Origin of the sequence: Xanthomonas campestris pv. campestris str. ATCC 33913, assembly GCF_000007145.1 — a bacterium.
GTDB classification, from domain to species: domain Bacteria; phylum Pseudomonadota; class Gammaproteobacteria; order Xanthomonadales; family Xanthomonadaceae; genus Xanthomonas; species Xanthomonas campestris.
Map to the genome: position 1 here is coordinate 2,677,618 of NC_003902.1, position 24,110 is coordinate 2,701,727.

Annotated in this window: 23 protein-coding genes; 12 read left to right on the forward strand and 11 right to left on the reverse strand. The window is 65.9% G+C overall.

Annotated features, from left to right (window positions below; genetic code table 11):
* Positions 1–25: 25 nt before the first annotated feature.
* Positions 26–802: an RNA methyltransferase gene (locus XCC_RS11855; protein WP_011037420.1), complete on the reverse strand. Its 777-nt coding sequence runs from the start codon at positions 800–802 to the stop codon at positions 26–28.
* Between the two features lie 116 nt (positions 803–918).
* On the opposite strand from XCC_RS11855, the gene XCC_RS11860 reads away from it, so the two are divergent.
* Positions 919–1,752, forward strand: a complete 834-nt coding sequence (locus XCC_RS11860; RefSeq protein ID WP_011037421.1) for an inositol monophosphatase family protein — start codon at positions 919–921, stop codon at positions 1,750–1,752.
* Between the two features lie 534 nt (positions 1,753–2,286).
* On the opposite strand, the gene XCC_RS11865 is transcribed toward XCC_RS11860, so the two are convergent.
* Entirely contained in the window at positions 2,287–2,898 is a 612-nt protein-coding gene (locus XCC_RS11865; protein ID WP_011037422.1) for a superoxide dismutase, read from the reverse strand.
* 286 nt (positions 2,899–3,184) lie between these two features.
* Here XCC_RS11865 and XCC_RS11870 point away from each other — a divergent pair, with 286 nt between their 5' ends.
* Entirely contained in the window at positions 3,185–3,634 is a 450-nt protein-coding gene (locus XCC_RS11870; RefSeq protein ID WP_011037423.1) for a ribonuclease, read from the forward strand.
* Positions 3,631–4,056 (forward strand): barstar family protein, encoded by a 426-nt coding sequence (locus tag XCC_RS11875; RefSeq protein WP_011037424.1) that lies wholly within the window; start codon positions 3,631–3,633, stop codon positions 4,054–4,056. Before XCC_RS11870 ends, XCC_RS11875 begins: the two co-directional genes overlap by 4 nt.
* A 66-nt stretch (positions 4,057–4,122) precedes the next feature.
* On the opposite strand, the gene XCC_RS11880 is transcribed toward XCC_RS11875, so the two are convergent.
* Entirely contained in the window at positions 4,123–6,030 is a 1,908-nt protein-coding gene (locus XCC_RS11880; RefSeq protein WP_011037425.1) for an ATP-binding cassette domain-containing protein, read from the reverse strand.
* Positions 6,031–6,130: 100 nt separating this feature from the next.
* Between XCC_RS11880 and dbpA the strand changes: the two genes are divergently transcribed.
* A complete protein-coding gene (gene dbpA, locus XCC_RS11885) occupies positions 6,131–7,507 on the forward strand; it encodes an ATP-dependent RNA helicase DbpA (protein WP_011037426.1) in 1,377 nt (458 codons plus the stop codon).
* A gap of 89 nt (positions 7,508–7,596) precedes the next feature.
* On the opposite strand, the gene XCC_RS11890 is transcribed toward dbpA, so the two are convergent.
* Positions 7,597–8,157 (reverse strand): adenine phosphoribosyltransferase, encoded by a 561-nt coding sequence (locus XCC_RS11890; RefSeq protein ID WP_011037427.1) that lies wholly within the window; start codon positions 8,155–8,157, stop codon positions 7,597–7,599.
* A gap of 84 nt (positions 8,158–8,241) precedes the next feature.
* Entirely contained in the window at positions 8,242–9,798 is a 1,557-nt protein-coding gene (locus tag XCC_RS11895; RefSeq protein WP_011037428.1) for a protein adenylyltransferase SelO, read from the reverse strand.
* 169 nt (positions 9,799–9,967) lie between these two features.
* Here XCC_RS11895 and XCC_RS11900 point away from each other — a divergent pair, with 169 nt between their 5' ends.
* Positions 9,968–10,843: an alpha/beta hydrolase gene (locus XCC_RS11900; protein ID WP_011037429.1), complete on the forward strand. Its 876-nt coding sequence runs from the start codon at positions 9,968–9,970 to the stop codon at positions 10,841–10,843.
* Between the two features lie 58 nt (positions 10,844–10,901).
* On the opposite strand, the gene XCC_RS11905 is transcribed toward XCC_RS11900, so the two are convergent.
* Both XCC_RS11905 and XCC_RS11910 read right to left on the reverse strand, forming a co-directional pair.
* A complete protein-coding gene (locus XCC_RS11905) occupies positions 10,902–11,600 on the reverse strand; it encodes a glutathione S-transferase (RefSeq protein ID WP_011037430.1) in 699 nt (232 codons plus the stop codon).
* 200 nt (positions 11,601–11,800) lie between these two features.
* A complete protein-coding gene (locus tag XCC_RS11910) occupies positions 11,801–12,010 on the reverse strand; it encodes a cold-shock protein (protein WP_011037431.1) in 210 nt (69 codons plus the stop codon).
* A gap of 268 nt (positions 12,011–12,278) precedes the next feature.
* Here XCC_RS11910 and XCC_RS11915 point away from each other — a divergent pair, with 268 nt between their 5' ends.
* From XCC_RS11915 to XCC_RS11930, 4 genes are all read left to right on the forward strand, one after another.
* Positions 12,279–12,761, forward strand: coding sequence for a YaiI/YqxD family protein (locus tag XCC_RS11915; protein WP_011037432.1), 483 nt, complete (start codon positions 12,279–12,281; stop codon positions 12,759–12,761).
* Between the two features lie 58 nt (positions 12,762–12,819).
* Entirely contained in the window at positions 12,820–13,368 is a 549-nt protein-coding gene (locus XCC_RS11920) for a YaeQ family protein (protein WP_011037433.1), read from the forward strand.
* Positions 13,365–14,546, forward strand: coding sequence for an NAD(P)/FAD-dependent oxidoreductase (locus tag XCC_RS11925; RefSeq protein WP_011037434.1), 1,182 nt, complete (start codon positions 13,365–13,367; stop codon positions 14,544–14,546). Before XCC_RS11920 ends, XCC_RS11925 begins: the two co-directional genes overlap by 4 nt.
* An 85-nt stretch (positions 14,547–14,631) precedes the next feature.
* The gene (locus tag XCC_RS11930; protein ID WP_011037435.1) at positions 14,632–16,701 is read left to right on the forward strand and encodes an EAL domain-containing protein; all 2,070 of its coding nucleotides are present in this window, start codon (positions 14,632–14,634) and stop codon (positions 16,699–16,701) included.
* Between the two features lie 147 nt (positions 16,702–16,848).
* On the opposite strand, the gene htpX is transcribed toward XCC_RS11930, so the two are convergent.
* Positions 16,849–17,727 carry a protease HtpX gene (htpX, locus tag XCC_RS11935; RefSeq protein WP_011037436.1) on the reverse strand — a complete coding sequence of 293 codons (879 nt, stop codon included), beginning with the start codon at positions 17,725–17,727 and terminating at the stop codon, positions 16,849–16,851.
* A 100-nt stretch (positions 17,728–17,827) separates the two neighbouring features.
* On the opposite strand from htpX, the gene gluQRS reads away from it, so the two are divergent.
* From gluQRS to phaR, 3 genes are all read left to right on the forward strand, one after another.
* Positions 17,828–18,721: a tRNA glutamyl-Q(34) synthetase GluQRS gene (gene gluQRS / locus XCC_RS11940; protein WP_011037437.1), complete on the forward strand. Its 894-nt coding sequence runs from the start codon at positions 17,828–17,830 to the stop codon at positions 18,719–18,721.
* Positions 18,722–18,810: 89 nt separating this feature from the next.
* A complete protein-coding gene (locus XCC_RS11945) occupies positions 18,811–19,551 on the forward strand; it encodes a beta-ketoacyl-ACP reductase (protein ID WP_012438138.1) in 741 nt (246 codons plus the stop codon).
* Positions 19,552–19,710: 159 nt separating this feature from the next.
* Positions 19,711–20,277: a polyhydroxyalkanoate synthesis repressor PhaR gene (gene phaR / locus XCC_RS11950; protein ID WP_011037439.1), complete on the forward strand. Its 567-nt coding sequence runs from the start codon at positions 19,711–19,713 to the stop codon at positions 20,275–20,277.
* A gap of 44 nt (positions 20,278–20,321) precedes the next feature.
* On the opposite strand, the gene XCC_RS11955 is transcribed toward phaR, so the two are convergent.
* The 3 genes from XCC_RS11955 to mutL are packed head-to-tail and all read right to left on the reverse strand — an operon-like array spanning position 20,322 to position 24,099.
* Complete coding sequence (locus tag XCC_RS11955; RefSeq protein ID WP_372357234.1) at positions 20,322–21,278, reverse strand: TraB/GumN family protein; 957 nt, start codon at positions 21,276–21,278, stop codon at positions 20,322–20,324.
* Between the two features lie 8 nt (positions 21,279–21,286).
* Positions 21,287–22,225: a DUF1684 domain-containing protein gene (locus XCC_RS11960; RefSeq protein ID WP_012438136.1), complete on the reverse strand. Its 939-nt coding sequence runs from the start codon at positions 22,223–22,225 to the stop codon at positions 21,287–21,289.
* A complete protein-coding gene (gene mutL / locus XCC_RS11965) occupies positions 22,225–24,099 on the reverse strand; it encodes a DNA mismatch repair endonuclease MutL (RefSeq protein ID WP_011037442.1) in 1,875 nt (624 codons plus the stop codon). Before mutL ends, XCC_RS11960 begins: the two co-directional genes overlap by 1 nt.
* Between the last annotated feature and the right edge of the window lie 11 nt (positions 24,100–24,110).

Consider the following 24,110-nt stretch of genomic DNA (forward strand, 5'->3'; position numbering starts at 1 on the left):
CGAATCTTCCAGGTTGTGACAGCCGTCAGGTTCCGGCCTGGCGCGCCAGCCCCGCCATGCGCTGGGCATCGGCCAGGATGCCGCGCAGCAGACGCACTTCCTGCTCGGTCATTTCCGCGCGCAGCAGCAGCCGACGCAACTTGCGCATTGCCGAATCCGGCGCACGGCCCTTATGGAAGTCGATCTCGTCCAGGGTCTGGCCCAGTTGGCCGAACAACCCTTCCATCTGCGCATGGCTGGCCGGCAGCTCACGTGGGCCAGCGCTGTCCGCGGCCGGCGCGGCCGGTGCGGCGGGCGTGGCCTCTGCCGCAAGCTGTGCCAGGCGCATCTCGTAAGCCAGCACCTGCACCGCCGAAGCCAGGTTGAGCGAACTGAACTGCGGGTCGGAGGGGATATGCACGGCCGCATGGCAGAGCTGCAATTCGTCATTGGTCAGCCCGGTGCGCTCGCGCCCGAACACGATCGCCACCTCGGCCGGTTCGGCCGCCTTGGCCCAGGCGCGGCCCGCGCCCACGTCCGGCGCCAACTCTTCCAGCGCTACCCGGCGCGCGCGCGCCGTGCAGCCGATCACCAGCGTGCAGTCCGCCACCGCCTCGGCCAGCGTCTCGAAGATCGGTGCATCGCTGAGCACGTCTTCGGCGCCAGCAGAGCGGCGGTAGGCATCTTCATCGAGTGCCTTTTCCGGTGCGACCAACACCAGGCGCGTCAGCCCCATGGTCTTCATCGCGCGCGCGGCGGCGCCGATGTTGCCTGGATGCTGGGTACCGACGAGAACAAAACGGATGCGCTGACTGACGGACATGAACGGAGATTGGGGAGCAGTTCGACCGTAGATGGTAAACTGCGCAGCCGGCTTTCGCGCCGGACCGCTCTTTTACCTTCGCCATTTCCGATTCTGCCTTCACGGGAGCTTTAACCATGCAGAAACCCGCCGTCACCGTCATGGTCAAAGCCGCCCGCCTCGCCGGCAATGTGCTGTTGCGCGGTATCAACAAGCTCGATGCCCTCAACGTGGTGCAGAAGGGCCGCATGGACTACGCCAGCGAAGTCGATGCCGACGCCGAGAAGGTCATCATCAAGGAACTCAAGCGCGGCTACCCCGAGTATGCCGTGTTCGGCGAAGAAGGCGGCGTGCAGGGCGGCAAGAGTGGCCGCTACACCTGGGTCATCGACCCGCTCGACGGCACCAGCAACTACCTGCGCGGCTTCCCGCATTACTGCGTGTCGATTGCGCTGGTGGAAAATGGCGAGCCGACCGACGCGGTGATCTTCGACCCGTTGCGCAACGAGCTGTTCACTGCCAGCCGTGGCGCAGGCGCAGTGCTCAACGATCGCCGTATTCGCATTGCCGAGCGCAAGGATCTGGAAGGCGCGATGGTCCACACCGGTTTCCCGCCGCGCGAGCGCGCACGCGCCAGCGCCCAGCTCAAGTGCGTGGACGCGCTGCTGGTGCAGGCAGAAGACGTGCGCCGTACCGGCTCGGCCGCGCTGGACCTGGCCTATGTCGCCTGCGGCCGTGCCGATGCGTATTTCGAAGCCGGCGTCAAAGCCTGGGACATCGCGGCCGGCGTGCTGCTGGTGCGCGAAGCCGGTGGCCGCGTTTGCGACTACAAGGGCGCCACCCCGCCGCGCATGGACAACATGGGCCCGGAAACGCAGCAGATCGTGGCGGGCAACATCAAGATCAGCGACGCACTGCAGAAGGTGATCGTCAACACCGGCTACGCACGCGAATTCGATTCGAAGTTCTGACCGGCACCCGGGCAATCGTAGGAGCGCGCTCGCGCGCGACGGAGCTTTCCCGAGTAACGCCTCCTCGCGACCAAGGTCGCTCCTACACGACAGACCGCAATAAACGAAGAAGGCCGGGATCGCTCCCGGCCTTCTTGCGTTACAGCGTGAACGCTGGCTACTCACCTACATTCGCCAACACATTTTAATCAGCGCTCCGGCAATCGTAGGAGCGCGCTCGCGCGCGATGGAGCCTCCCCGGAGTAACGCCTCCTCGCGACCAAGGTCGCTCCTACACGACAGACCGCACCAAACGAAGAAGGCCGGGATCGCTCCCCGCCTTCTTGCGTTACAGCGTGAACGCTGGCTACTCACCTACATTCGCCAACACATTTTAATCAGCGCTCCGGCAATCGTAGGAGCGCGCTCGCGCGCGATGAAGCTTTCCCGAGGAACGCCTCGTCGCGACCAAGGTCGCTCCTACGCGACAGACCGCAGCAAACAAGAAGGCCGGGATCGCTCCCGGCCTTCTTGCGTTACAGCATCAGCGCAGACTCAGGCGATCGCGGCGTGGTAACGGCGCTCGACTTCGTCCCAGTTCACCACGTTGTAGAACGCGCCGATGTAGTCCGGGCGACGGTTCTGATACTTCAGGTAATAGGCGTGTTCCCACACGTCCAGGCCCAGGATCGGCGTGTTGCCTTCGAACAGCGGGCTGTCCTGGTTGGCGGTGCTTTCGACCACGACCTTCTTGTCCGGGGTGACGCTCAACCATGCCCAGCCCGAACCGAAACGGCTCAGCGCGGCCTTGGTGAAGGCTTCCTTGAACTTCTCGAAACCGCCGATGTCCTTGTCGATCGCCTTGGCGACCTCGCCCTTGGGCTCGCCGCCGCCGTTGGGGGACATCACGGTCCAGAACAGCGAATGGTTGGCATGGCCACCACCGTTGTTACGCACCGGGCCCTGCAGGTTTTCCGGCAGGCTCTTCAACTTGGAGACCAGCTCCTCAACCGGCAGGTCGGCGTACTCGGTCCCTTCCAGCGCCGCATTGACGTTGTTGATGTAGGTCTGGTGATGCTTGGTGTGATGGATTTCCATCGTCTGCGCATCGATGTTCGGTTCCAGCGCGTCGTAAGCGTAGGGCAACTGCGGAAGGGTATAAGCCATGAGGGTCTCCTGGACTTGCCGCCCGGCAAAAGACCGGGCGTTGCGGGGTAGATGGTAAGGACCTGGACTGCGCTTACCAAGGGTGAGGCGAGGGAAACTTCATCCCATCACCTGCGCAGTGCCGCAGTTCCTCGGCTGCACACCTTGCACCATGCCCCGGTTACTTCGGCGTGAACCGGGCGTGCCCTTCCCCGCCGCCACGTTCAAAGTCGACACAGTCGCGCGACGGCATACTTGGTCTCTCATCCGCCATGGCTGCGGTTGCCTCTTTCGCTTCGGACCACCCATGCGCAAACCCGCCTTGCTGATCGTCGCCATCGTCCTGCTTGTGGCCGGGCTCTGGGTCATGCGTGTCGTGCAGACGCCCAAGCCGCAGTTCGCCCCGCAACTGTCGGCACCTGTGGCTGCCGCACCAGCCGTAACGTCGGCGCGCCAGGTGCCGCGGCTGCCGGCATTCCTGCCGACCGAAGCCATGGCAACCATCGTGTTGATACAACGCGGCGGGCCGTTTCCGTATCCGCAGGACGGCGCGGTGTTCGGCAATCGTGAGCAGCGGCTGCCGGAACGGCCGCGCGGCTATTACCACGAGTACACCGTGGACACGCCCGGCAGCGCAGATCGCGGCGCACGCCGGATCGTCACCGGCGGCACGCCGCCGCAGAGCTGGTACTACAGCGACGATCACTACGCCAATTTCAAATCCTTCCAGGGCCCCACCCCGGAGCAGGCACCATGAGTGCAGGCGACTTTGCGCTGGATCTATCCGACCCACAGCAGTCCGGCGTGTATAAGGCGCAGACCCAGGACCTGGACACCATGGCCGCCCTGGCACGCGATGCCGGGCTGCGCATCCTGCGGGTGGATTTGGCGGCCTGCGCCGACAAACGCACCCTGCTGATGCGCCTGGCAATCCAGCTCGATTTCCCGCCTGGTTTTGGTCGTAATTGGGACGCGTTGAGCGATGCCCTGCGCGATCTCAGCTGGCTGCCGGCACCACGCGGCTACGCGCTGTTGCTCGATGGTGCCGATGCATTGGCCACCCACGCACCGGCCGACCGCGACAGCCTGCTCGACATCCTCGACGAAGCTGCCACCGCCTGGGCGGCGCGCGGACGCAGCTTTGCCGCCTTCGTCGCGCCGGCAAGCGCCTGCGACTGACGCGCAAGACAGCTGCTACGCCGACGCAGCACGTGCGTGTCGGCGTCACCTGCCCCGCACACTTGTTCAGCGATCCAGCTCGCTCCAGCGTGCGTAGGCCGCATCCAGCTGCGCTTGCGCATCGGTGAGGGCGGCAGTGTGCGCGGTCATCGCCGCGCTATCGCGCTGATAGAACGCCGGGTCGTTCATGGCGTCGGTCAATGCGGCGACCTGCTGCTCAAGGGTCTCGATCAGCGCCGGCAGTTGCTCCAGCTCGCGCGCTTCCTTGTAGCTGAGCTTGCGCTTGGGCGCAGCCTCCTCGGCTACAGCCGGTCCCGGTGCAGCAGCGGCCACCGGCGTGGTCGCCGCAGCAGTTGCCGAGGCCTTGGCCACCGCCATTGCATTGGCCGGCGCGGTGCGGCGCTGGCGCAGCGAATCGCTGTATCCGCCGACGTAATCGCCGATCAGGCCATCGCCCTCCATCACTAGCGCGGAGGTCACCACGTTGTCGAGGAAGTCGCGGTCATGGCTGACCAATAGCAAGGTGCCGGTGTATTCGCCGAGCAGCTCTTCCAGCAGCTCCAGGGTTTCCACGTCCAGGTCGTTGGTCGGTTCGTCCATCACCAGCAGGTTGGACGGCTGCGCGAACAGGCGCGCCAGCAGCAGGCGATTGCGCTCGCCACCGGACAGGCGCGTGATCGGCGCACGTGCGCGCTCGGGGGTGAACAGGAAATCCTGCAGATACGCATGCACGTGCTTGCGCTTGCCGTTGATCTCGATGAAGTCCCGCCCTTCGGCCACGTTTTCGATCGCGCTCCAGTCCTCGCGCAAGGTGGCGCGGTACTGGTCGAAATAAGCAATCTGCAGATTGGTACCGATACGGATCTCGCCCTGCTGCGGCTGCAGGTCACCCAGCAGCAGCTTGAGCAAGGTGGTCTTGCCGCTACCGTTAGGGCCGATCAGGCCGATGCGGTCGCCACGCTGGATGATGCTGGAGAAGTCCTTGACCATCGTGCGCGCGCCGAACGCAAAGGTGACTTCCTTGGCTTCGATCACCTTCTTGCCGGACGACTCGCCCTGCGAGACTTCCATGCGCACATTGCCGGTGAGATCGCGGCGCTGCACGCGCTCGTTGCGCATCGATTCCAGCCGTCGCACGCGGCCTTCGTCGCGCGTGCGGCGCGCCTTGATGCCCTGACGGATCCAGATCTCTTCCTGCGCAAGCATCTTGTCGAAGCGCGCATTTTCCTGCGCCTGCGCATTGAGCCGCTCTTCGCGCCGGCGCTCGTAATTGGCCCAGTCGCCCGGCCAGCTGGTGACCTGGCCGCGATCGATCTCGACGATGCGCGTGGCCAACGCGCGCAGAAAGCGCCGGTCATGGGTAACGAACAGCACGCTGCCATTCCAGCCCTTCAGGAAAGTTTCCAGCCAATCGATGGCTTCGATATCCAGGTGGTTGGTTGGCTCGTCGAGCAGCAGCACGTCCGGCGAAGCCACCAGCGAGCGTGCCAGCAGCACGCGCCGCTTCATGCCGCCGGACAGCCGCGCGAACTCCGCATCGCCGTCCAGATCGAGCTTGGTCAACGTCTCGCTGACGCGCTGATCCAGCGCCCAGCCCTCGGCCGCATCGATCTTGGCCTGCACCTTGCCGAAGGCTTCGGCATCGAAGACCTCGGCGTGGCTGAGTTGATGGAACTCGGCCAGCCAGTGACCCAGTTCACCCAGCCCGTCGGCCACCACGTCGAACACACTGCCGCCGGTTCCCTGCGGAACCTCCTGCTCCAACCGCGCGATCCGCACGCCCTGCTGCACGCGCACTTCGCCGTCATCGGGCTTGAGCTCGCCGGCAATCAATTTCATCAGGGTCGATTTGCCGGCACCGTTGCGGCCGATCAGGGCGATACGCTCACCCGGCTCGATCGTCAGGTCGGTTTTTTCCAGCAACAACGGGCCGCCGACGCTGTAGTCGACGCTTTGCAGAGTGATTAAAGGCATGGGCTAATTGTACGGGAATCGGGAATGGTGAATCGGGAATGGAAAAGCCTCGCCGTTGCGATTCCCGATTCACCACTCCCGATTCCCGTTAAAATGCGCCATGAACGAATTCTCCGCGCTGCCGCTCTCGCCAGCCTTGGCCCCCGGCATCGATGCCCTGGGCTACACCACCCTCACGCCGATCCAGGCGCAGAGCCTGCCGCCGATCCTCCAGGGGCTGGATGTGATTGCCCAAGCGCCCACCGGCAGCGGCAAGACCGCCGCGTTCGGGCTGGGCCTGCTGCAAAAGCTCGACCCGGCACTGACCCGTGCGCAAGCGCTCGTGCTGTGCCCCACGCGCGAACTGGCAGACCAGGTCGGCAAGCAACTGCGCAAGCTGGCCACCGGCATTCCCAACATGAAGTTGCTGGTGCTCACCGGCGGCATGCCGCTTGGTCCGCAGCTGGCATCGCTCGAAGCGCACGACCCGCAGGTCGTGGTCGGCACGCCCGGCCGCATCCAGGAACTGGCGCGCAAACGCGCCCTGCATCTGGGCGGCGTGCGCACGCTGGTGCTGGACGAGGCCGACCGCATGCTCGACATGGGCTTTGAAGAACCCATCCGCGAGATCGCCAGCCGCTGCGACAAACACCGCCAGAGCCTGCTGTTCTCGGCGACCTTCCCCGACATCATCCGCACGCTGGCGCGCGAGCTGTTGAAGGACCCGGTGGAAATCACCGTGGAAGGTGCGGACAACGCACCGGAGATCGACCAGCAGTTCTTCGAAGTGGACCCCACTTATCGGCAGAAGGCGGTGGCCGGGCTGCTGCTGCGCTTCAATCCCGAATCCAGCGTGGTGTTCTGCAATACCCGCAAGGAAGTGGACGAAGTCGCCGGCTCGCTGCAGGAGTTCGGGTTCTCCGCGCTGGCATTGCATGGCGACATGGAGCAACGCGACCGCGACGAGGTGCTGGTGCGCTTCGTCAATCGCAGCTGCAACGTACTGGTTGCCAGTGACGTGGCCGCGCGCGGCCTGGATGTGGAAGACCTCGCGGCAGTGGTGAATTACGAGCTTCCCACCGACACCGAAACCTATCGCCACCGCATCGGCCGGACTGCGCGCGCCGGCAAGCACGGCTTGGCACTCAGCCTGGTGGCGCCGCGCGAAAGCGCTCGTGCGCAGGCGCTGGAGGCCGAGCACGGCCAGCCGCTCAAGTGGTCACGCGCACCGCTGGCCACCGCACGCCCGGCGCAATTGCCGCTGGCCGCGATGACCACGCTGCGCATCGACGGCGGCAAGACCGACAAACTGCGTGCCGGCGACATTCTGGGCGCATTGACCGGCGAAGCAGGCTTGTCGGGTGCGGCGATCGGCAAGATCGCCATCTACCCCACCCGCTCGTACGTGGCGATTGCGCGGGCGCAGGTCGCTCGTGCACTGACCCACTTGCAGGCCGGCAAGATCAAGGGCCGCCGCTTCCGGGTGACCAAGCTCTAGGCAGCGCGTCTAGCCGAATCAGGGAGCCCACGCAGGTGGGCTCGACGGCGCAGCGGCTTGGCCGCTGCACAGGTACAGCGATCCCTTGCTCAGTAGCTCAGCGTCGCCAGCAACGGCACGTCGTTGAGCCATTTGCTGCGGCCCTGCAGGGCCAGCAGCTCGACCAGCACCGCCGCGCCGACGATTTCCAGCTCCAGCTGCGCGGCCAGGCCCAAGGCCGCACGCAGGGTGCCGCCGGTGGCGAGCACGTCGTCGACAATCAAGACCCGTGCACCACGCGGCAGCGCATCCTCATGCATCTCGATGCGATCGGTGCCGTATTCCAGCGCGTATTCCTGGATCAACGTGCGCCCGGGTAATTTGCCCGGTTTGCGCACCGGCACGAAGCCAGTGCGCAGCTCGCGCGCCAACGCCGCGCCCAGAATGAAGCCCCGCGCCTCGATGCCCAGCACCGCATCCAGCGGCGTGGTGCGCCAGGGCTGCGCCATTTCATCCAGCGCAGAAGCGAAATCCGGGCCATCGGACAGCAGCGGTGTGATGTCCTTGAACACGATACCCGGCTTGGGAAAATCGGCGATGTCGCGGATCCGGCCCGACCAGTGGGCCGGTCCGGAAGAGGTGGAACCGGCGCAGCGGCTGCAGTCGTTCATGGCGGTCGTGGCCAGTGGGAGCGCTCTATTCTAGGCGAGCGGGCCGACTGTGCGGCGCCGACGACCGCTGCCGACATGAGCGCGTCAGGAACTGCAGGACAACATCGAGCATCCCGCGCGGTCCCGCGCCCAGTCCGGGCGCTTAGCTGCGAATGACTCGCGCCTGGGCTGGTCGTCGTACGGGCGCTGCATGACCTCCAGCAGCGCGTGCACGCCCGACAGATCGCCCTGCTCGGCCTGGTCGATCGCCTGCTGCGCCAGATAATTGCGCAGCACGTAGCGCGGGTTGGCCGCCCGCATCCGCGAAGCGCGAACCGCATCTGACGCGCCGTCCTGCAGGCAACGTGCGGCATACCGCTGCAGCCAGGCGCCCAGCGCTGGCGCCTGCGCAGCACGCTTGGTCTCGTCGTAGAAGGCCTCACGCAGCACAGAAGCATCCGGCTGCTGCGGCGACAGATCCACCAGGCCACGGAAGGTCAGCGTCATGTCCATCTCCGCTTCGCGCATCAGCGCACGCAGGTCGTCGATCAGGTGCAGATCCTCGTCCTGGCACTCGGCCAGCCCCAGCTTGGCCGCGGTATCGCGCCGGTCACAGGCCAGATAGGTGTCACGAAACTGGTCCAGCCCGGCCTGCAAGGGCGCCGCATCGCCGAACAGCGGCGACAGTGCCTGGGCCAGCCGCCCCAGGTTCCAGTACGCCACCTGCGGCTGGGTGCCGAAGCGATAACGGCGACCCTGCGCATCGGTGGTGTTGGGCGTCCAATCCGGGTCGTAATCGTCCACCCAGCCGTAGGGGCCGTAGTCGATGGTGAGCCCCAGGATGGACATGTTGTCGGTATTCATCACCCCATGCACGAAGCCCACGCGCATCCAGTGCGCGACCATCACCGCAGTGCGCTCGCACACCTGGCCGAGCCAGGAGGCAATCCGGTCTTCGCCGCTGCCCGGCAGGTCAGGGAAATCGCGCGCCAGGGTGAAGTCCACCCACTGCCGTAGCAGATCGACGTCGCCACGCGCGGCGGGCAGTTCGAAATTGCCGAACCGAATGAACGAGGGCGCCACGCGGCACACGATCGCGCCCGGCTCGCGGCGCGGATGCCCGTCGTAGAACATGTCGCGCACCACTGCATCACCGGTGCCCACCAGGCTCAACGCCCGGGTGGTCGGCACGCCCAGGTAATGCATCGCCTCGCTGCACAGGAATTCGCGGATCGACGAACGCAGCACGGCGCGGCCATCCGCCCCACGCGAATACGGCGTTGGCCCGGCGCCCTTGAGCTGGAGCTCGTAGCGCCCGCCATCGACCCCGATGGCCTCGCCCAATGAGATCGCGCGGCCATCGCCCAGCTGTCCTGCCCAATGCCCAAACTGGTGACCACCGTAGTTGACCGCCCACGGCTGCATTCCGGGATACAAGGCATTGCCGCCAAACACCTCGGCAAACCGTGGGCTGGCAAGATCCTCGGCACGCAGGCCCAGGCGCTGCGCGACATCGGCCGAATACGCCAGCAGTGTGGGCGCAGCGACCGGCGTCGGCTGCACCGCAGACCAGGCGGCCAGCACTTCGCGGCGGCGTGGGCCTTCTTCCGGGTCGCCCGGCAACTCGGCGCGCAAACGGTTATCGAATTGAAGATGGGTCATGCGTGCAAGCCTAGGGCACTGGCGATGAACTTCGCATGCGCGCAGCACGCATCCACGCGCGCGCCGGCATCGTATCTTCACCTGCTGCACCATTGCCAAGCAGGCTCGGCCTGCCTGCAGTCACCACGCGCCCAGCGCCCTCTCTTCTGCCTCTCGAGCGACAACGCCCATGCCCTCACGCGCTTCCCGCTGGTTCCGCCCTGCCCTCGTGCTACTTGGTTCGCTGACCTTGAGCGCCTGCAGCAGTGTGTTCTTCGGCGGCATCAATGCCGCCACCAGTCGCGAGGGCGTGATCGAGCACCGCAACGAGCTGTTCGACCCGGCCCTCGGGCTGGCGCTGGACGTCTATCAACCGCGCAACGCACTCAATGCGCCGGTGGTGGTGTTCTTCTACGGCGGCACCTGGAAGCGCGGCACGCGCCAGAACTACAGCTGGGTCGGCCGCTCGCTCGCGCGCCAGGGCGTGGTCGCGCTGGTCGCCGATTACCGCAAGTATCCGCAGGTCGGGCTGGACGGCTTCATGACCGATGCCGCAAAGGCAACGGCGTGGGGCTATCAACATGCACAGGCCTACGGCGGCGATCCGACACGCGTGGCGGTGATGGGGCATTCGGCAGGCGCGCATATTGCCGGACTGCTGGTGACGGATCGCAGCTGGCTTCAGGCGCAGGGCCTGCGTCCGCAACAACTGTGTGGTTTCGTCGGCCTTGCCGGTCCGTATGATTTCTCGCCCATGACCGATCCCGAACTCATCGAGGTCTTCGGCACCTCACCCGAACAGCAAGCCGCGTCGCAGCCTGTGGTTCACGCAGATGGCGACGAGCCGCCGATGTTGCTGCTGCATGGGCAAGACGACCGCGTCGTGGAGCCGCGCAACAGCACCTCGCTGGCCGCTGCCGAACGGCGCGTCGGCGTCCAGGCGAACACCACGTTTTATCCCGGCATGGGGCACATGGGCCTGGTGCTGTCGCTGCGCAAAAACCCGGCCGACTCGCCAGCCCTGCGCGATACCCTGCAGTTCCTGCGTGACTGCAAGGCTCCTTGAGGGGAGAGCCCGCCCAATCGGGCAACACACCTAAGTCAGCCGGTTAGCTGCGAACGACTCAGGTGGCGGGCTTGGCCCGCTGCAGCTCGAATGGCCCGCCCTTCTTCAGTGCGGCCTGATATGCCGGCCGCGCCTCGATGCGCTCGATAAAGCTGCGCAGCTTGGGGTAGGCCTCCAGCCCGCCGCCTCGCGCAGCCGCCGCTTGCACCGGGAAACTCATCTGAATGTCGGCCGCGGTAAAGCGCTCACCCGCGAACCAGCCGCTGCCGCCCAGCGATTGCTCCATCCAGTCCATGTGCAACTTGAGTTGCGGCCCGACGAAGCCAGACATCGCCTTGTCGACAATCGCGCGCGCAATGGGCTTGGCGAAAAAGGGCATCGGGGCTGAGCGGATGCGCCCAAAGATCAGCGTCATCAGCAATGGCGGCATTGCCGAGCCTTCGGCGTAATGCATCCAGTACCGAAATTGCAGGCGCTCGGCGGACTCCGCTGGCCGCGCCGACGGCGACAGCGCGCATTCGGTGTCGTAGCGCTCGGTGAGGTATTCCAGGATCGCGCCGGACTCGGCAATGGTCAGCCCACCATCGACCACCACCGGCGACTTGCCCAGCGGATGGATCGCGCGCAACGCCGGAGGCGCCAGCATGGTCTTTGGGTCGCGCTCGTGGCGCACGATCTGGTACGGCAACGCCAGTTCTTCCAGCAACCAGAGCACGCGTTGCGAGCGGGAATTATTGAGGTGGTGGACAGTAAGCATGGGAGAGCCGGCGTGCGGAAAACGCACATCCTACCCAGGCATACGTCATTGCCGTGCTCACTGCATCCGTCACGCCAGCACCGGTGTGCACGCGGGAGGGCAGGACGCGCAGGCCGGTCAACGCGACAAATCGCAGACAATAAAAAACGCCGGACGCTTGCGCGCCCGGCGTTTTTGGCAACCTTACGGTTGCAGACGGATTAGACCGCCTGCACCTGGTCAGCCTGCATGCCCTTCTGGCCCTGCACGGCGACGAAGGAGACCTTCTGGCCTTCCTGCAACGACTTGAAGCCGGTGCCCTGGATGGCACGGAAATGCACGAACAGGTCCGGGCCGCTTTCCGGGGTGATGAAGCCGAAGCCCTTGGCATCATTGAACCACTTCACGACACCGTTCTGACGATCTGACATTTTACTAACTCCTGAACTTTTAGATGGATAAATCGCAGCAACCGAAAAACCGGCGCTGAGACTGAGTTGCAGGCGTTGGTAAAGCGGAACGATGGAGCGGGATCGAATGAGATCTAGCTACACCAGGCCACGATTCACGGTGACCCTTGCAAACACAGTGAGTGCACAGTACTCGTGTTTTATGCAAAAAGCGACACCTTCGGACAAAACTTTTGCTGTCAGGCGCATTCTGACCCCCCGTCAGGCCATTTCCCTCCCGATTTCCTAGATGAATACGCCACTCCCGCCAGGTCTTGCGCAGATCTGGGTCGACGCCGACGCCTGCCCGGCGGTCATTCGCGACATTTTGTTCCGCGCCGCCCAGCGCACCGGCATCCCTGTCACCTTGGTCGCCAACCACTTCCTGCGCACGCCAACCCTGGCCCATGTGCGGGCGCTGCAGGTGCCCGGCGGCCCGGATGCGGCCGATGACGCCATTGCCGAGCGGGTCAACGCTGGCGATCTGGTAGTGACCCAGGACATTCCTTTGGCGGCGCGCGTACTGGAACGCGGCGCCGCAGCGGTCAGTCCGCGCGGGGAGCCGTTCAGCAGCGACAGCATCGCCGAGCGCCTGTCGGTGCGCGGCTTTCTGGAAGAATTGCGCGGCGCCGGCGTGGCCACCGGCGGGCCGCCTGCGCTGCACGCACGCGACCGCCAGGCGTTCGCGGCACAGCTGGACCGCTGGCTGGCACGGCAATCCGCCCGGTCATGAAGACCCTCGCGCGGAGCCCGCAGGCGTATCATGACCGCCCTTTGCAACTGGTTTCCCGATGGCTCTCACCGCCACCGTCCGCAGGGCGGAACTGCAGATCAGCGACATGGATCGCGGCTACTACGCCAACCATTCGCTGACCCTGGCCCAGCACCCTTCCGAAACCGACGAACGCCTGATGGTGCGCCTGCTGGCGTTTGCCCTGTTCGCCGACGACCGCCTGGAGTTCGGCCGCGGGCTGAGCAATGACGACGAACCGGATCTATGGCGGCGCGACTACACCGGCGACCCCGACCTGTGGATCGACCTGGGCCAGCCCGACGAGAGCCGCGTCCGCAAGGCCTGCAACCGGTCGCGGGAAGTCGTGGTCATCGGGTACGGCGGCCAGGCCACCGAGACTTGGTGGAAGAAGCATGCCAATGCTCTCGGCCGGCACCGCAACCTGCGCGTGCTGGAGCTCGAATCGCAGGCCACCGAGGCGCTTGGTGCGCTGATCCAGCGCGGCATGCGCTTTGACGTAATCATCCAGGACGGCGAAGTGCAGATGCTGGCCGACCAGGGCACCGTCACGCTCACTCCGATCGTGCGACAAGCCCCGGCGGAATGAGCACGCGTTGCGATGTGCTGGTCGTCGGCGCCGGCGCTGCCGGGCTGATGAGCGCCTTCACGGCCGGCCGCCGCGGGCGGCAGGTGCTGGTGATCGACCACGCCAACAAGGTGGGCAAGAAGATCCTGATGTCCGGCGGTGGGCGCTGCAACTTCACCAATACCGGCACCACCCCGGCCAATTTTGTTTCGGCCAACCGGCACTTCTGCAAGTCCGCCCTCGCCCGCTACACCCCGAGTGCGTTCGTGGAACTGGTGGAGCAGCACGGCATCGCCTATCACGAGAAAGAGCTGGGCCAGTTGTTCTGCGATGTGTCGTCCAAGCAGATCGTGCGCATGCTGCTGGACGAATGCGAGGCGGCCGGCGTGCAGATCCGCACCCAATGCGAGGTGCAGGCGGTGCGCCGCGACAGCGACGGCTTCAGCGTGGACACCAGCCAAGGCCGCGTGCAGACGCAGGCGCTGATCGTGGCGACCGGCGGGCTGTCGATTCCTAGCATGGGCGCGAGCGGCTTCGGCTACACGCTGGCCAGGCAATTCGGTCATCAGCTGCTGCCTACCCGCGCCGGGCTGGTGCCGCTCACCCTCAGCGGCAAGCATCAGGAACGCCTGCAGGATCTGTCCGGCCTGGCCGTGCCGGTCGAGGCGCACTGCAATGGCGCCAGTTTTCGCAACTTCATGCTGATCACCCACCGTGGCGTCAGCGGGCCGGCGATCCTGCAGATCTCCTCGTTCTGGCAGCCCGGCGATGATCTGCGCCTGGACCTGCTGCCAGGCCATGACGCCGAGGCCTGGCTGCGCGAACAAAAGCAACTGCGCGGGGCCACCGAGCTGCGCAACGTGCTGGGCGAGGTCCTGCCACGGCGCTTTGCGCAGCGACTGTGCGAGGTGTGGCTGCCAGACAAGCCGGTGCGCCAGCTCGATCCACCCCAGTTGCGCGCGGCCGCCGACCTGCTCGGTGGCTGGCCGCTGGTGGCCAGCGGCACCGAGGGCTATCGCACCGCCGAGGTCACCCTGGGCGGCGTGGACACCGACCAGGTGTCCAGTGCGACGATGGAGTCGCGCCTGGTAGCCGGGCTGTACTTCGTTGGCGAAGTGCTCGACGTCACCGGTTGGCTGGGCGGCTACAACTTCCAATGGGCCTGGGCGTCCGGGCATGCTGCCGGAAGCGTGGCCTAGGTCTCACCGTCGCTGCGCGCCCGTCCACATACATGGACGCGCCGAACCCCTTCGTGTATTAAAGCCCGTCTCTAGGGAGCCGCGCATGCAGAAAGGCAAAGATCTCACCCTCCGCCTGATGATTGTCGATGACAGCGTGGAGAGTGCCGAGGCCATCGTGACCGCGCTGCGCAACGGCGGCATCGCCGTGCGGCCGTCACGCCCGCAGACACCGGAAGAGCTCGGCAGCATGTTGTCCGGGCAGATCGACCTGGCGGTGCAAGGCCAGGCGCAGCAGATTCCGATGTCGGCCCTGCAGCAGCAGATTGCCGGCAGCGGCAAGGACATCCCGATCATCCAGCTGGCCGATCGCATCGAAGAGAACGCATTGGTCGAAGCCGCCGCGCATGGCGTGCGTGCGATTGCGCTGCGCCATCGCACCGAGCATCTGCTGGCATTGGTGCGCTCTGAGTGGGCCGACCTGCAGGCGCGCCGCGGCTTGCGTCGCATCGAGGCGCAGATGCGCGAAACCGAGCGCCGCTGCGATGCACTGATTGCCTCGTCGCGCGACCCGATCGCCTACGTCCACGAAGGCATGCATATCCGTGCCAACGAGGCGTACCTGGAGATGTTCGGTTTTGAGTCCTTCGAGGACGTGGAAGGTGTGTCGCTGCTGGACATGATCGCCGCGCAATACGTGGACGATTTCAAGCAACTGCTCAAGGCCCTGTCCAAGGGCGAGCCGCCGCCGGCGCAGTACAAGGTCGACGCGCGTCGGCTGGAGGGCGATACCTTTCCGGCGACCATGGAATTTGCCACCGCCACCTATGAGGGCGAGCCCTGCATCCAGGTGGTGTTCCGGCGCCGCGAAGAATTCGACCCGGAACTGGCGCGCGAGGTCGAGGACCTGCGCCAACGCGACCAGGTCACCGGCCTGCTCAACCGCCCCACCTTCATGGTGGCGCTCGAACAGGCGGTGGCACAGGCCGGCCGCAGCGAAGGCCAGTCCGGCTTCCTGTTGATCGAACCGGATCATTACGCGCGGATCCTGCCGGAGATCGGCCTGGATTCGGCGGATGCGCTGATCGCCTCACTGGCGGCGCACCTGGCCAGCGTGCTGGATGACAGCGTGGTGGCCGCGCGCTTCGGCGAGCACAGCTTTGCGTTGTTGATGGACGGCAACTATGCGCGCTCGCATGCGCTGGCCGAATTGGTGCGTGACGCGTTTGCGCAGCACGTGTTCAGTGTTGGCGAACGCTCGGCCACGGTCACCGTCAGCATCGGCGGTGTGCAGATTGGCGAGAAGATCGCCAGCATCGGGCAGGTGCTCAACCGCGGCACCGAGGCGGTGCGCACCACGGCCGAGCTCGGTGGCAATGCGGTCAGCATCTTCGACCCGGCCGCCGCCGATCGCGCCGAGGAAGAACGCATCGAGCGCTGGGTGGAACAGTTGCGCGAGGCGCTGATCGGCGACGGCTTCCTGCTGCATTACCAGCCCGTGCTCAACCTGCAGGGCGAGCCGCTGGAGCTGTATCAGGCGTTCCTGCGGCTGGAGCGCAATGGCGAGATGATGTCGCCGAATGCGTTCATGGCCATTGCCGAAGAACACGACCTGATCACCGAGATCGACCGCTGGGTGGTGGCACGTGCCATCCGCCAGCTGGGCGAGCGCCAGCGCGCCGGGCACAAGACCCACCTGCTGGTGCGCATCGGGCCCAATTCGTTCTCCGACCCACAGATGATCGACACTATCCGCGAACAGCTGGCGGTCTACGGCGTGCCAGGAGAGCGGTTGTGGCTGCAGACCCCGGAATCGAAGGTATTCACCCACCTGCGCAACGCCCAGCAATTCCTGGCTTCGGTCTCGGCAATGGGCTGCAAGGTGGGGCTGGAGCAATTCGGTTCGGGACTGGATTCGTTCCAGCTGCTCGCACACTTCCAGCCCGCGTTCCTCAAGCTCGACCGCAGCATCACCGGCGACATCGCCTCTGCCCGCGAAAGCCAGGAAAAGATCCGCGAGATCACCTCACGGGCGCAGCCGACCGGCATCCTCACGGTGGCCGAGTTCGTGGCCGATGCACAGTCGATGAGCAGCTTCTTCACTGCGGGGGTCGATTACGTGCAAGGCGACTTCGTCGCGCCCACCGGCCCGCTGATGAACTACGAGTTCGGCTGAGGCCATAGCCACCCGCGTAAGGCGCCATGCTGCTGGCTGGCGCCGTGTGCGGTTTATCGCCACGGTGCGCTGCCGAGAATCAAGGAAACACGCCACAACAAAAAACCCGCATGACGCGGGTTTTTTGTTGAAAGGCAAACCGCTGGCTTACATCGCCGTACCGTTGGACGCACGCAAGGCGGCAATGCGCTCGGTCAGCGGCGGGTGGCTCAGGAACAGGCGACGCAAGCCCTCACCCACACCGCCGGAAATGCCGAACGCCTGCACCTGCGAGGGCAAGGTGTTCTGGCCGTGATTGAGCGATAGGCGCTCCAATGCGGCGATCATCTTGTTGCGCCCGGCCAGCTGCGCGCCACCGGCATCGGCACGGAACTCGCGGCGGCGCGAGAACCACATCGCGATCATCGTGGCGAACAGGCCGAACACCATCTCCAGCACGAACACAATGATGTAGTAGGCAAATCCACGCCCGCTGTCGCGATTGCCAGACAGCGCGCTGTCGATGATGCCGCCCACCACGCGCGCCAGCACGATCACGAAGGTGTTCAGCACGCCCTGCAGCAAGGCCATGGTGACCATGTCGCCATTGGCAATGTGGGCAATCTCGTGGCCCAGCACGGCCTCGGCCTCGTCTTCGCGCATGTGCTGCAGCAAGCCCGTGGAAACCGCCACCAGCGCATTGTTGCGGTTGGCACCGGTGGCGAAGGCGTTGATTTCCGGTCCGTCGTAGATGGCCACTTCCGGCATGCCGATACCGGCCGCCTGGGCCTGGCGGCGCACCGTGTCCACCAGCCAGCGCTCGGTCTGCGTCCGCGGCTCGGTGATCACCTGCGCGCCGGTGCTGCGCTTGGCCATGAACTTGGACAGCAGCAACGAAATGAACGAGCCGCCGAAGCCGAAGATGGCGGCCATCACCAGCAGGCCACTCATCTGTGTCGGATTCACGCCCAGCACCGACATCACAATGCCGGCCAGGATCAGCACCGCAAAGTTGGTCAAGAGAAACAGGACGACACGGTTGAACATAGAGGCAGTGGCTCCGCACGCAAAGAGGGTGAACTGCTGCGGATCTGCGGACGTGGCGGGTTGAAATCAAGCAAGCACCTGACCGACGATTCAGCTGCCCATGTCCTCACTCCCTTACCGCGGCCGCTTCGCGCCCTCGCCCACCGGCCCCCTGCACTTCGGCTCGCTCCTGGCTGCGTTGGGCAGCTGGCTGCTCGCGCGCCATGCCGGTGGCGAATGGCATGTGCGAATCGAAGACATCGACCCGCCGCGTGCCGAGCCAGGCGCCTCAGAGCGTCAATTGCATACGCTGGCTGCGTTCGGGCTGCACTCTGACGGGCCGGTGCTGTATCAGTCCGACCGCGATGCGTATTACGAGGCAGCACTGTCGCGGCTGCTGCGCAGCGGTGCGGCGTTCGAATGCAGTTGCAGCCGCGCAGAGCTGGCCGCGATGGGTGGCATCCACCACGTCTGCGTGGCGCCACTGGGCATCCGCCGCGCCGTGCGCCTGCGGGTGCCGCCGAACACCCAGGCAAGCTTTCAGGACGCGCTGCAGGGGCGCATCACCCAGGATGTGTACTCCGAAGTAGGCGACGTCGTCCTGCGCCGGGCCGACGGCTACTGGGCCTACCAGCTGGCGGTGGTGGTCGACGATGCGGCGCAGGGCATCACCGATGTGGTGCGCGGGGCGGACCTGCTCGACTCCACCCCGCGCCAATTGGTGCTGCAGCAGGCCCTGGGCGTGGCACCGCCGCGCTATCTGCATCTGCCGCTGATCCTGGGCGCCGACGGGCGCAAGCTTTCCAAGTCGCATGCGGCGCAACCAGTGGATGACAGCGACCCGCTGCCAGCGCTGCGCGCGGCCTGGCGGGCGCTGGGCCAGGCACCGGCGGCCCTGCCCGCGCGCGCATCGGTGGCCGGTGTGCTGCAGCATGCCGTGCAGCATTTTTCGCCGCAGCGGCTGCCGCGCGTTGCCAGCCTGGACGCTGCCACGCGCATCGACGCCCCGGCTTGACTAGAATTGCGACCCAGCACCGGCTTTCGCCCTGACGCCTCCGCAGCGTCGCGGGCGCCGCCAGCCCTATCTGCTCATTGGAGTTGCGCATGACATCTCGCGTCGCGTTGGTCACCGGCGGCACCGGCGGTATCGGTACCGCCATCTGCAAGCGCCTGGCCGACCAGGGTCACCGGGTCGCCAGCAATTTCCGCAACGAAGAAAAAGCACGCGAGTGGCAGCAGCGCATGCAGGTCCAAGGCTACGAATTCGCCCTGTTTCGTGGGGATGTGGCCTCGTCCGACCATGCGCGCGCGCTGGTGGACGACGTGGAAGCCGCGCTCGGGCCGATCGAAGTGCTGGTCAACAACGCCGGCATTACCCGCGACACCACGTTCCATCGCATGACCGCCGAGCAGTGGCACGACGTCATCAACACCAATCTCAATTCGGTGTTCAACGTGACCCGCCCGGTGATCGAAGGCATGCGCAAGCGCGGCTGGGGCCGGGTGATCCAGATCAGCTCCATCAACGGGCTCAAAGGCCAGTACGGCCAAGCCAATTACGCCGCCGCCAAGGCCGGCATGCATGGTTTCACCATCTCGCTGGCGCGCGAAAATGCGGCCTTCGGCATCACCGTCAACACGGTGTCGCCGGGCTACGTGGCCACCGACATGGTGATGGCTGTGCCGGAAGAAGTGCGCGCCAAGATCGTCGCCGATATCCCCACCGGCCGGCTTGGGCGGCCGGAGGAAATTGCGTATGCAGTGGCGTTTCTGGTGGCCGAAGAGGCGGCGTGGATTACCGGCTCCAACCTGGACATCAATGGCGGCCACCACATGGGCTGGTAACGTTTGCTGCAGATGAGCGGTGCAGCATGGAAATCCGTGTCAAATCATGCTGCGCAGCATTTTTTCCCCGTCTGCTTAAGAAAATAAGGCGTTCTGGCTGTTGCAAGCGCTGCTGCGGTGCGCCATCCTGCGCGCACTATCGTTGTGAGTGAACGTTCCATGGCCGGACTTCGCATCATCAAGAAGTACCCCAACCGCCGTCTCTACGACACGGAAATTTCCAGCTACATCACCATCGAGGATGTGCGCCAACTGATCATCGACGGCGAGGAGTTCGAGGTCCGCGATGCAAAAAGCGGCGAAGACCTCAGCCGCGCCGTGCTGCTGCAGATCATCGCCGACCAGGAACAGGACGGTGAGCCGATGCTCTCCACCCAGTTGCTGAGCCAGATCATCCGTTTCTACGGCGACTCCCTACAGGGCTTCATGGGTAATTACCTGGAGCGCAGCATGCAGGTGTTCCTGGACCAGCAGCAGCAGTTCCGCCAGCAGATGGGCAACCTGCTCGGGCAGACGCCCTGGGCGATGATGAATCAGCTCACCGAGCGCAATCTCGAGCTCTGGCAGGAATTCCAGCGCAACTTCGGCGCCGGCTTCGGTCGCCCGGGTGGCCCTGGTACGCCGCCCACCCCGCCCGGCAGCAGCAGCATGGGCAGCGGTCTAGGCAGCGGAACCAGCAGCAGCAACGCGACCGGCACCACCGGCAAGGCCCGCAACCGCGGCTAAGCCCTGACTGGCGTGGCGCAACCTGCGCCGCGCCCGTCATCACATCAGTGGCCAGCCTGCTCCGCGCAGGCCTTGCAGATCCGCTCCACGCGATACCCGCGTGCACGCAGACGCTCCACCACCCCGTCGCGACCCAGCAGGTGCAAGGCACCGACCACCACCAGCGTAGTGCCGCCCTGCTTGCCCAGCCGCTGCTCCAGACGCGGCACCCAGCGCGCATTGCGCTCCACGTTGATGTCTTGATACAGCGCGGGATACTGCTTGCGCATGTCTTCGGCCATTTGCGTGGTCAGCAGATGGACGTCACCACGGCGCCAGGCATCGTGCAGCGCATTGACCTGATCGGCGGCACCGGCCTCATCGAGGGTTTCGGCCAGCAGTTGCTGTTGTTCGGTCGCAGTCATGCTGTCGAGCAGGGCGATCTGTTCGTCCGCGCGCTCCAGGCCATCGGCCGGTTTGCCACGTGCCTGCGCCAGCTGCATCAGGTAATTGTCCAGCCCTGCATCGGCCTGCATGCCCTGGCGTCGCATCTCGGCCAGGCTGAGCGTCAGGGCGACAAACCACGGTTTCATCGGCTGCAGGCTCTCCAGCGGGATGCCGTGCTTGCGCGCCTGCGTGGCGAGCGCCTGCCAGGTTGGGGCTTCGAGTGCATCCTGCAGGCGCTTGCCATCGCTGCGGCGGGCGGCACGCAGCATCTTGGCCGCCAATTCGGGCGACTGCACATCGGCCGGTGGCAGTTCGAAGGTGAGCCGGTCGGCCTGCGCAAAGGCCTGCAGCACATCCGGTGACAGCGGGTAGTCGTCGGGCTTGAGCAGATGGAACGAACCAAGCAGATACAGGGTGCCGCCCTTGCCATCGACCTTCCACAGCAGCGGCACCGGCGGGCTGGCGGCAGCAGCGATGCCAGGTGCCGAGGCGGCAGCCGCTGTGCCGCCCCACAACGCAGCGATCGCCAGCAGGCCGGCGCAGGCGGGCAGCAGCGCGCGACGCGCCCGTGTCATCCAGCGCATCAATGCGCTGCCTTGTAGGCTTTTTCGCCCGCCGATACGGCCAGGTCGATGCGATTTTCCGGCGGTGGCAACGGGCAGGTCGCAAACGGCGTGAACGCGCACGGCGGGTTGATGGCGCGGTTGAAGTCCACCACCACGTGCCCGGAGGCGTCCGGGGCTTCCAGATCAAGAAAGCGCCCGGCCGAATAACTGCCGTGGCCGCTGGTGCGATCGGCGAACACCACGAACATCGGGCGACCCGGCTCGCCAATGGCTTCCAGCCGATAGGTCTTGCCATCGCGCTCGAACTCGATCGCACCGGCATTGGGCTGCTCGCTGCTGATGCCGACGATATCCACGATGGGAATGGTTTTGCCGACATTGTTGGGCACGTAGCGCGCCTGGATGCGCCAGGACGGATCGATGGGCCAGTACTCCAGCCCCGCAAACCCGGTGCGCGACGGCGCGTCGGCATGCTTGACCCGCAGCGCGTAGCGATCGCCGCGGTGGATCAGGCTCAACACGCCTTTGCCATCGTCGAAGCCGATCAGCGTCGGCTGCGGATCGACATCGGACTGGAAGCGGATCTTGCCGGTGAGCGGTTTGCCGCCGACGGTCAGTGCCGCACCACGCTCGGGCACGAACCACACCGCATCGCGCTCGCTGGACACCATGCCCATCTTGGGCGGCCCCACGGCCAGGCGGATGCCGCTGTCGGCACTGCGGCCGATGTAGTGCGCCTTCAACGACAGCCAATGCAGACCGACCAGGCTGGTCCAGCCATCGGGCGCGCGTAGCTCGGTCAGGCGCGCCTCGCGCCAGGCGGCGTTATCGGCCAGAAACGTCTTGTCCAACGCCACTGGCGCCGGTGCGGGTGGTGCCTCGCGGCCACAGCCGAGCACACCTACCGCTACCAACATGCCGAGCAGCCAGCCCCTCCCCCTGTGCAGCACTGTCATCAACGTCCCCTCAGGAACCAGCGATCGATTTCGCCCAGCGTAAACCGGGCCCAGGTTGGCCGGCCATGGTTGCATTGGCCCGAGCGCTCGGTGGCTTCCATGTCGCGCAGCAAGGCGTTCATTTCCGGCACGGTGAGCCGGCGGTTTGCACGCACCGCGCCGTGGCAGGCCATGGTGGACAGCAACTCGTCGCGCGCGGTGGCGATGCGCCGGCTCTGGCCGTGCTCACGCAGATCGCCGAGCACATCGCGTAACAACGCCTCCGGGTCGGCATTGGCGAGCAGCGCCGGAATGCTGCGCACGTGCAGCGATTGCGGACCGCTGCGGGTGATTTCGAAGCCCAGGCTGGCAAGCGTATCGGCCTCGCGCTCGGCGGTGTCGGCCTCGCGCTCGCCCACTGCCAGCGTCATCGGTACCAGCAGCGGCTGCGCATGCAGGCCAATGCTGTCGTGCGCCTGCTTGAGGCGTTCGTAGCCGATACGCTCATGCGCGGCATGCATGTCGACCACGATCAGGCCTTCGGCGTTTTCCGCGAGGATATAGATGCCGTGCAACTGCGCCACCGCGTAGCCCAATGGCGGGACTCCGCTGTCGTGCGCGGTCGCCGGCAAGCCGGTGCCGGACAGCACCGGTTGCCCGTCGTCGCGCAACGCGCTGCCGGCCGCAGGGGCATACAACGCGGCGTAGGCGGCGCGCGCCTCGTCTACGCGCAAACCCAGCGGTGCCTGCGACGGCGCCCAGCTTGCATAGCCGGAGCCACTGCCAGCGCCCGGATGCCCTGCACCGGCGTCAGCAACGTAGCTTCCGCCGCCCTGCGCGGCAACGGCGCCGATACCGAGGGCTGCCGCCCCCCCGACCCCAACATCAGCGGGCAGCGCGCCGGCACGGGTCTGCGCTAGTGCGTCCTGCAGAGTGCGATAGACGAAGTCGTGGATCAGCCGCGCCTCGCGGAAGCGCACCTCGTGTTTGGCCGGGTGCACGTTGACGTCCACGCGCGCAGGGTCCAGCTCGAGAAACAGCACATATGCCGGCTGGCGCCCGTGGAACAGCACATCGCCGTAGGCCATCTTCACCGCATGCGCCACGCTGCGATCCCGCACCGAGCGGCCGTTGACGTAGAGATACTGCTGATCGGTACTGGCGCGCGAGTAATGCGGCTGCGCCACCCAGCCGTGCAGGCGCAGGCCGGCACCGCTGTGGTCCACGCGCAGCGCCTGGCGCGCGAAATCCTCGCCCAAGGTCTCGCCCAGCCGCGCGTCCGAATACAGATCGCCCGGCTTGTAGCGCCGCGACGGTTTGCCGTTATGCGAGACGCGCAATTCCACGTCCGGGCGCGCCAGTGCCAGCGAACGCAGCCACTCTTCGATATGGCCCAACTCGGTGCGCTCGGCGCGCAGGAACTTGCGCCGTGCCGGCACGTTGAAGAACAGCTCGCGCACCTCAACGGTGGTGCCCGGCGCATGCGCACGCGGCATCACCTCGCCCAGGCGCCCGCCTTCGATCTGCAGCGCGGAGCCGTGCTCGGCATCCGGGCGACGCGAGGCCAGCGTAAAGCGGCTGACCGAGGCGATGGACGGCAACGCTTCGCCGCGGAAGCCCAGCGTGGCGACGGTTTCCAGATCATCCAGCGAGGCGATCTTGCTGGTGGCATGACGCGACACCGCCAGCGGCAGCTCTTCCGGCGCAATGCCGCCGCCATTGTCGCGGATGCGGATCAGCCGCACGCCGCCCTCTTCCAGATCGATATCCACGCGGGTGGCGCCGGCATCGAGGGCGTTTTCGACCAGTTCCTTGACGACCGATGCCGGGCGCTCGACCACCTCGCCGGCAGCGATCTGGTTGATCAGGATCTCGGGCAATTGCCGGATCGCCATCAGCGGGAGCT

What these genes read in the sequence shown, in the direction of transcription:
- XCC_RS11855 (WP_011037420.1), bottom strand. Translation starts at nt 802, where the DNA reads ATGTCCGTCAGTCAGCGCATCCGTTTTGTTCTCGTCGGTACCCAGCAT.
- XCC_RS11860 (WP_011037421.1), top strand. Translation starts at nt 919, where the DNA reads ATGCAGAAACCCGCCGTCACCGTCATGGTCAAAGCCGCCCGCCTCGCC.
- XCC_RS11865 (WP_011037422.1), bottom strand. Translation starts at nt 2,898, where the DNA reads ATGGCTTATACCCTTCCGCAGTTGCCCTACGCTTACGACGCGCTGGAA.
- XCC_RS11870 (WP_011037423.1), top strand. Translation starts at nt 3,185, where the DNA reads ATGCGCAAACCCGCCTTGCTGATCGTCGCCATCGTCCTGCTTGTGGCC.
- XCC_RS11875 (WP_011037424.1), top strand. Translation starts at nt 3,631, where the DNA reads ATGAGTGCAGGCGACTTTGCGCTGGATCTATCCGACCCACAGCAGTCC.
- XCC_RS11880 (WP_011037425.1), bottom strand. Translation starts at nt 6,030, where the DNA reads ATGCCTTTAATCACTCTGCAAAGCGTCGACTACAGCGTCGGCGGCCCG.
- dbpA (WP_011037426.1), top strand. Translation starts at nt 6,131, where the DNA reads ATGAACGAATTCTCCGCGCTGCCGCTCTCGCCAGCCTTGGCCCCCGGC.
- XCC_RS11890 (WP_011037427.1), bottom strand. Translation starts at nt 8,157, where the DNA reads ATGAACGACTGCAGCCGCTGCGCCGGTTCCACCTCTTCCGGACCGGCC.
- XCC_RS11895 (WP_011037428.1), bottom strand. Translation starts at nt 9,798, where the DNA reads ATGACCCATCTTCAATTCGATAACCGTTTGCGCGCCGAGTTGCCGGGC.
- XCC_RS11900 (WP_011037429.1), top strand. Translation starts at nt 9,968, where the DNA reads ATGCCCTCACGCGCTTCCCGCTGGTTCCGCCCTGCCCTCGTGCTACTT.
- XCC_RS11905 (WP_011037430.1), bottom strand. Translation starts at nt 11,600, where the DNA reads ATGCTTACTGTCCACCACCTCAATAATTCCCGCTCGCAACGCGTGCTC.
- XCC_RS11910 (WP_011037431.1), bottom strand. Translation starts at nt 12,010, where the DNA reads ATGTCAGATCGTCAGAACGGTGTCGTGAAGTGGTTCAATGATGCCAAG.
- XCC_RS11915 (WP_011037432.1), top strand. Translation starts at nt 12,279, where the DNA reads ATGAATACGCCACTCCCGCCAGGTCTTGCGCAGATCTGGGTCGACGCC.
- XCC_RS11920 (WP_011037433.1), top strand. Translation starts at nt 12,820, where the DNA reads ATGGCTCTCACCGCCACCGTCCGCAGGGCGGAACTGCAGATCAGCGAC.
- XCC_RS11925 (WP_011037434.1), top strand. Translation starts at nt 13,365, where the DNA reads ATGAGCACGCGTTGCGATGTGCTGGTCGTCGGCGCCGGCGCTGCCGGG.
- XCC_RS11930 (WP_011037435.1), top strand. Translation starts at nt 14,632, where the DNA reads ATGCAGAAAGGCAAAGATCTCACCCTCCGCCTGATGATTGTCGATGAC.
- htpX (WP_011037436.1), bottom strand. Translation starts at nt 17,727, where the DNA reads ATGTTCAACCGTGTCGTCCTGTTTCTCTTGACCAACTTTGCGGTGCTG.
- gluQRS (WP_011037437.1), top strand. Translation starts at nt 17,828, where the DNA reads ATGTCCTCACTCCCTTACCGCGGCCGCTTCGCGCCCTCGCCCACCGGC.
- XCC_RS11945 (WP_012438138.1), top strand. Translation starts at nt 18,811, where the DNA reads ATGACATCTCGCGTCGCGTTGGTCACCGGCGGCACCGGCGGTATCGGT.
- phaR (WP_011037439.1), top strand. Translation starts at nt 19,711, where the DNA reads ATGGCCGGACTTCGCATCATCAAGAAGTACCCCAACCGCCGTCTCTAC.
- XCC_RS11955 (WP_372357234.1), bottom strand. Translation starts at nt 21,278, where the DNA reads ATGACACGGGCGCGTCGCGCGCTGCTGCCCGCCTGCGCCGGCCTGCTG.
- XCC_RS11960 (WP_012438136.1), bottom strand. Translation starts at nt 22,225, where the DNA reads ATGACAGTGCTGCACAGGGGGAGGGGCTGGCTGCTCGGCATGTTGGTA.
- mutL (WP_011037442.1), bottom strand. Translation starts at nt 24,099, where the DNA reads ATGGCGATCCGGCAATTGCCCGAGATCCTGATCAACCAGATCGCTGCC.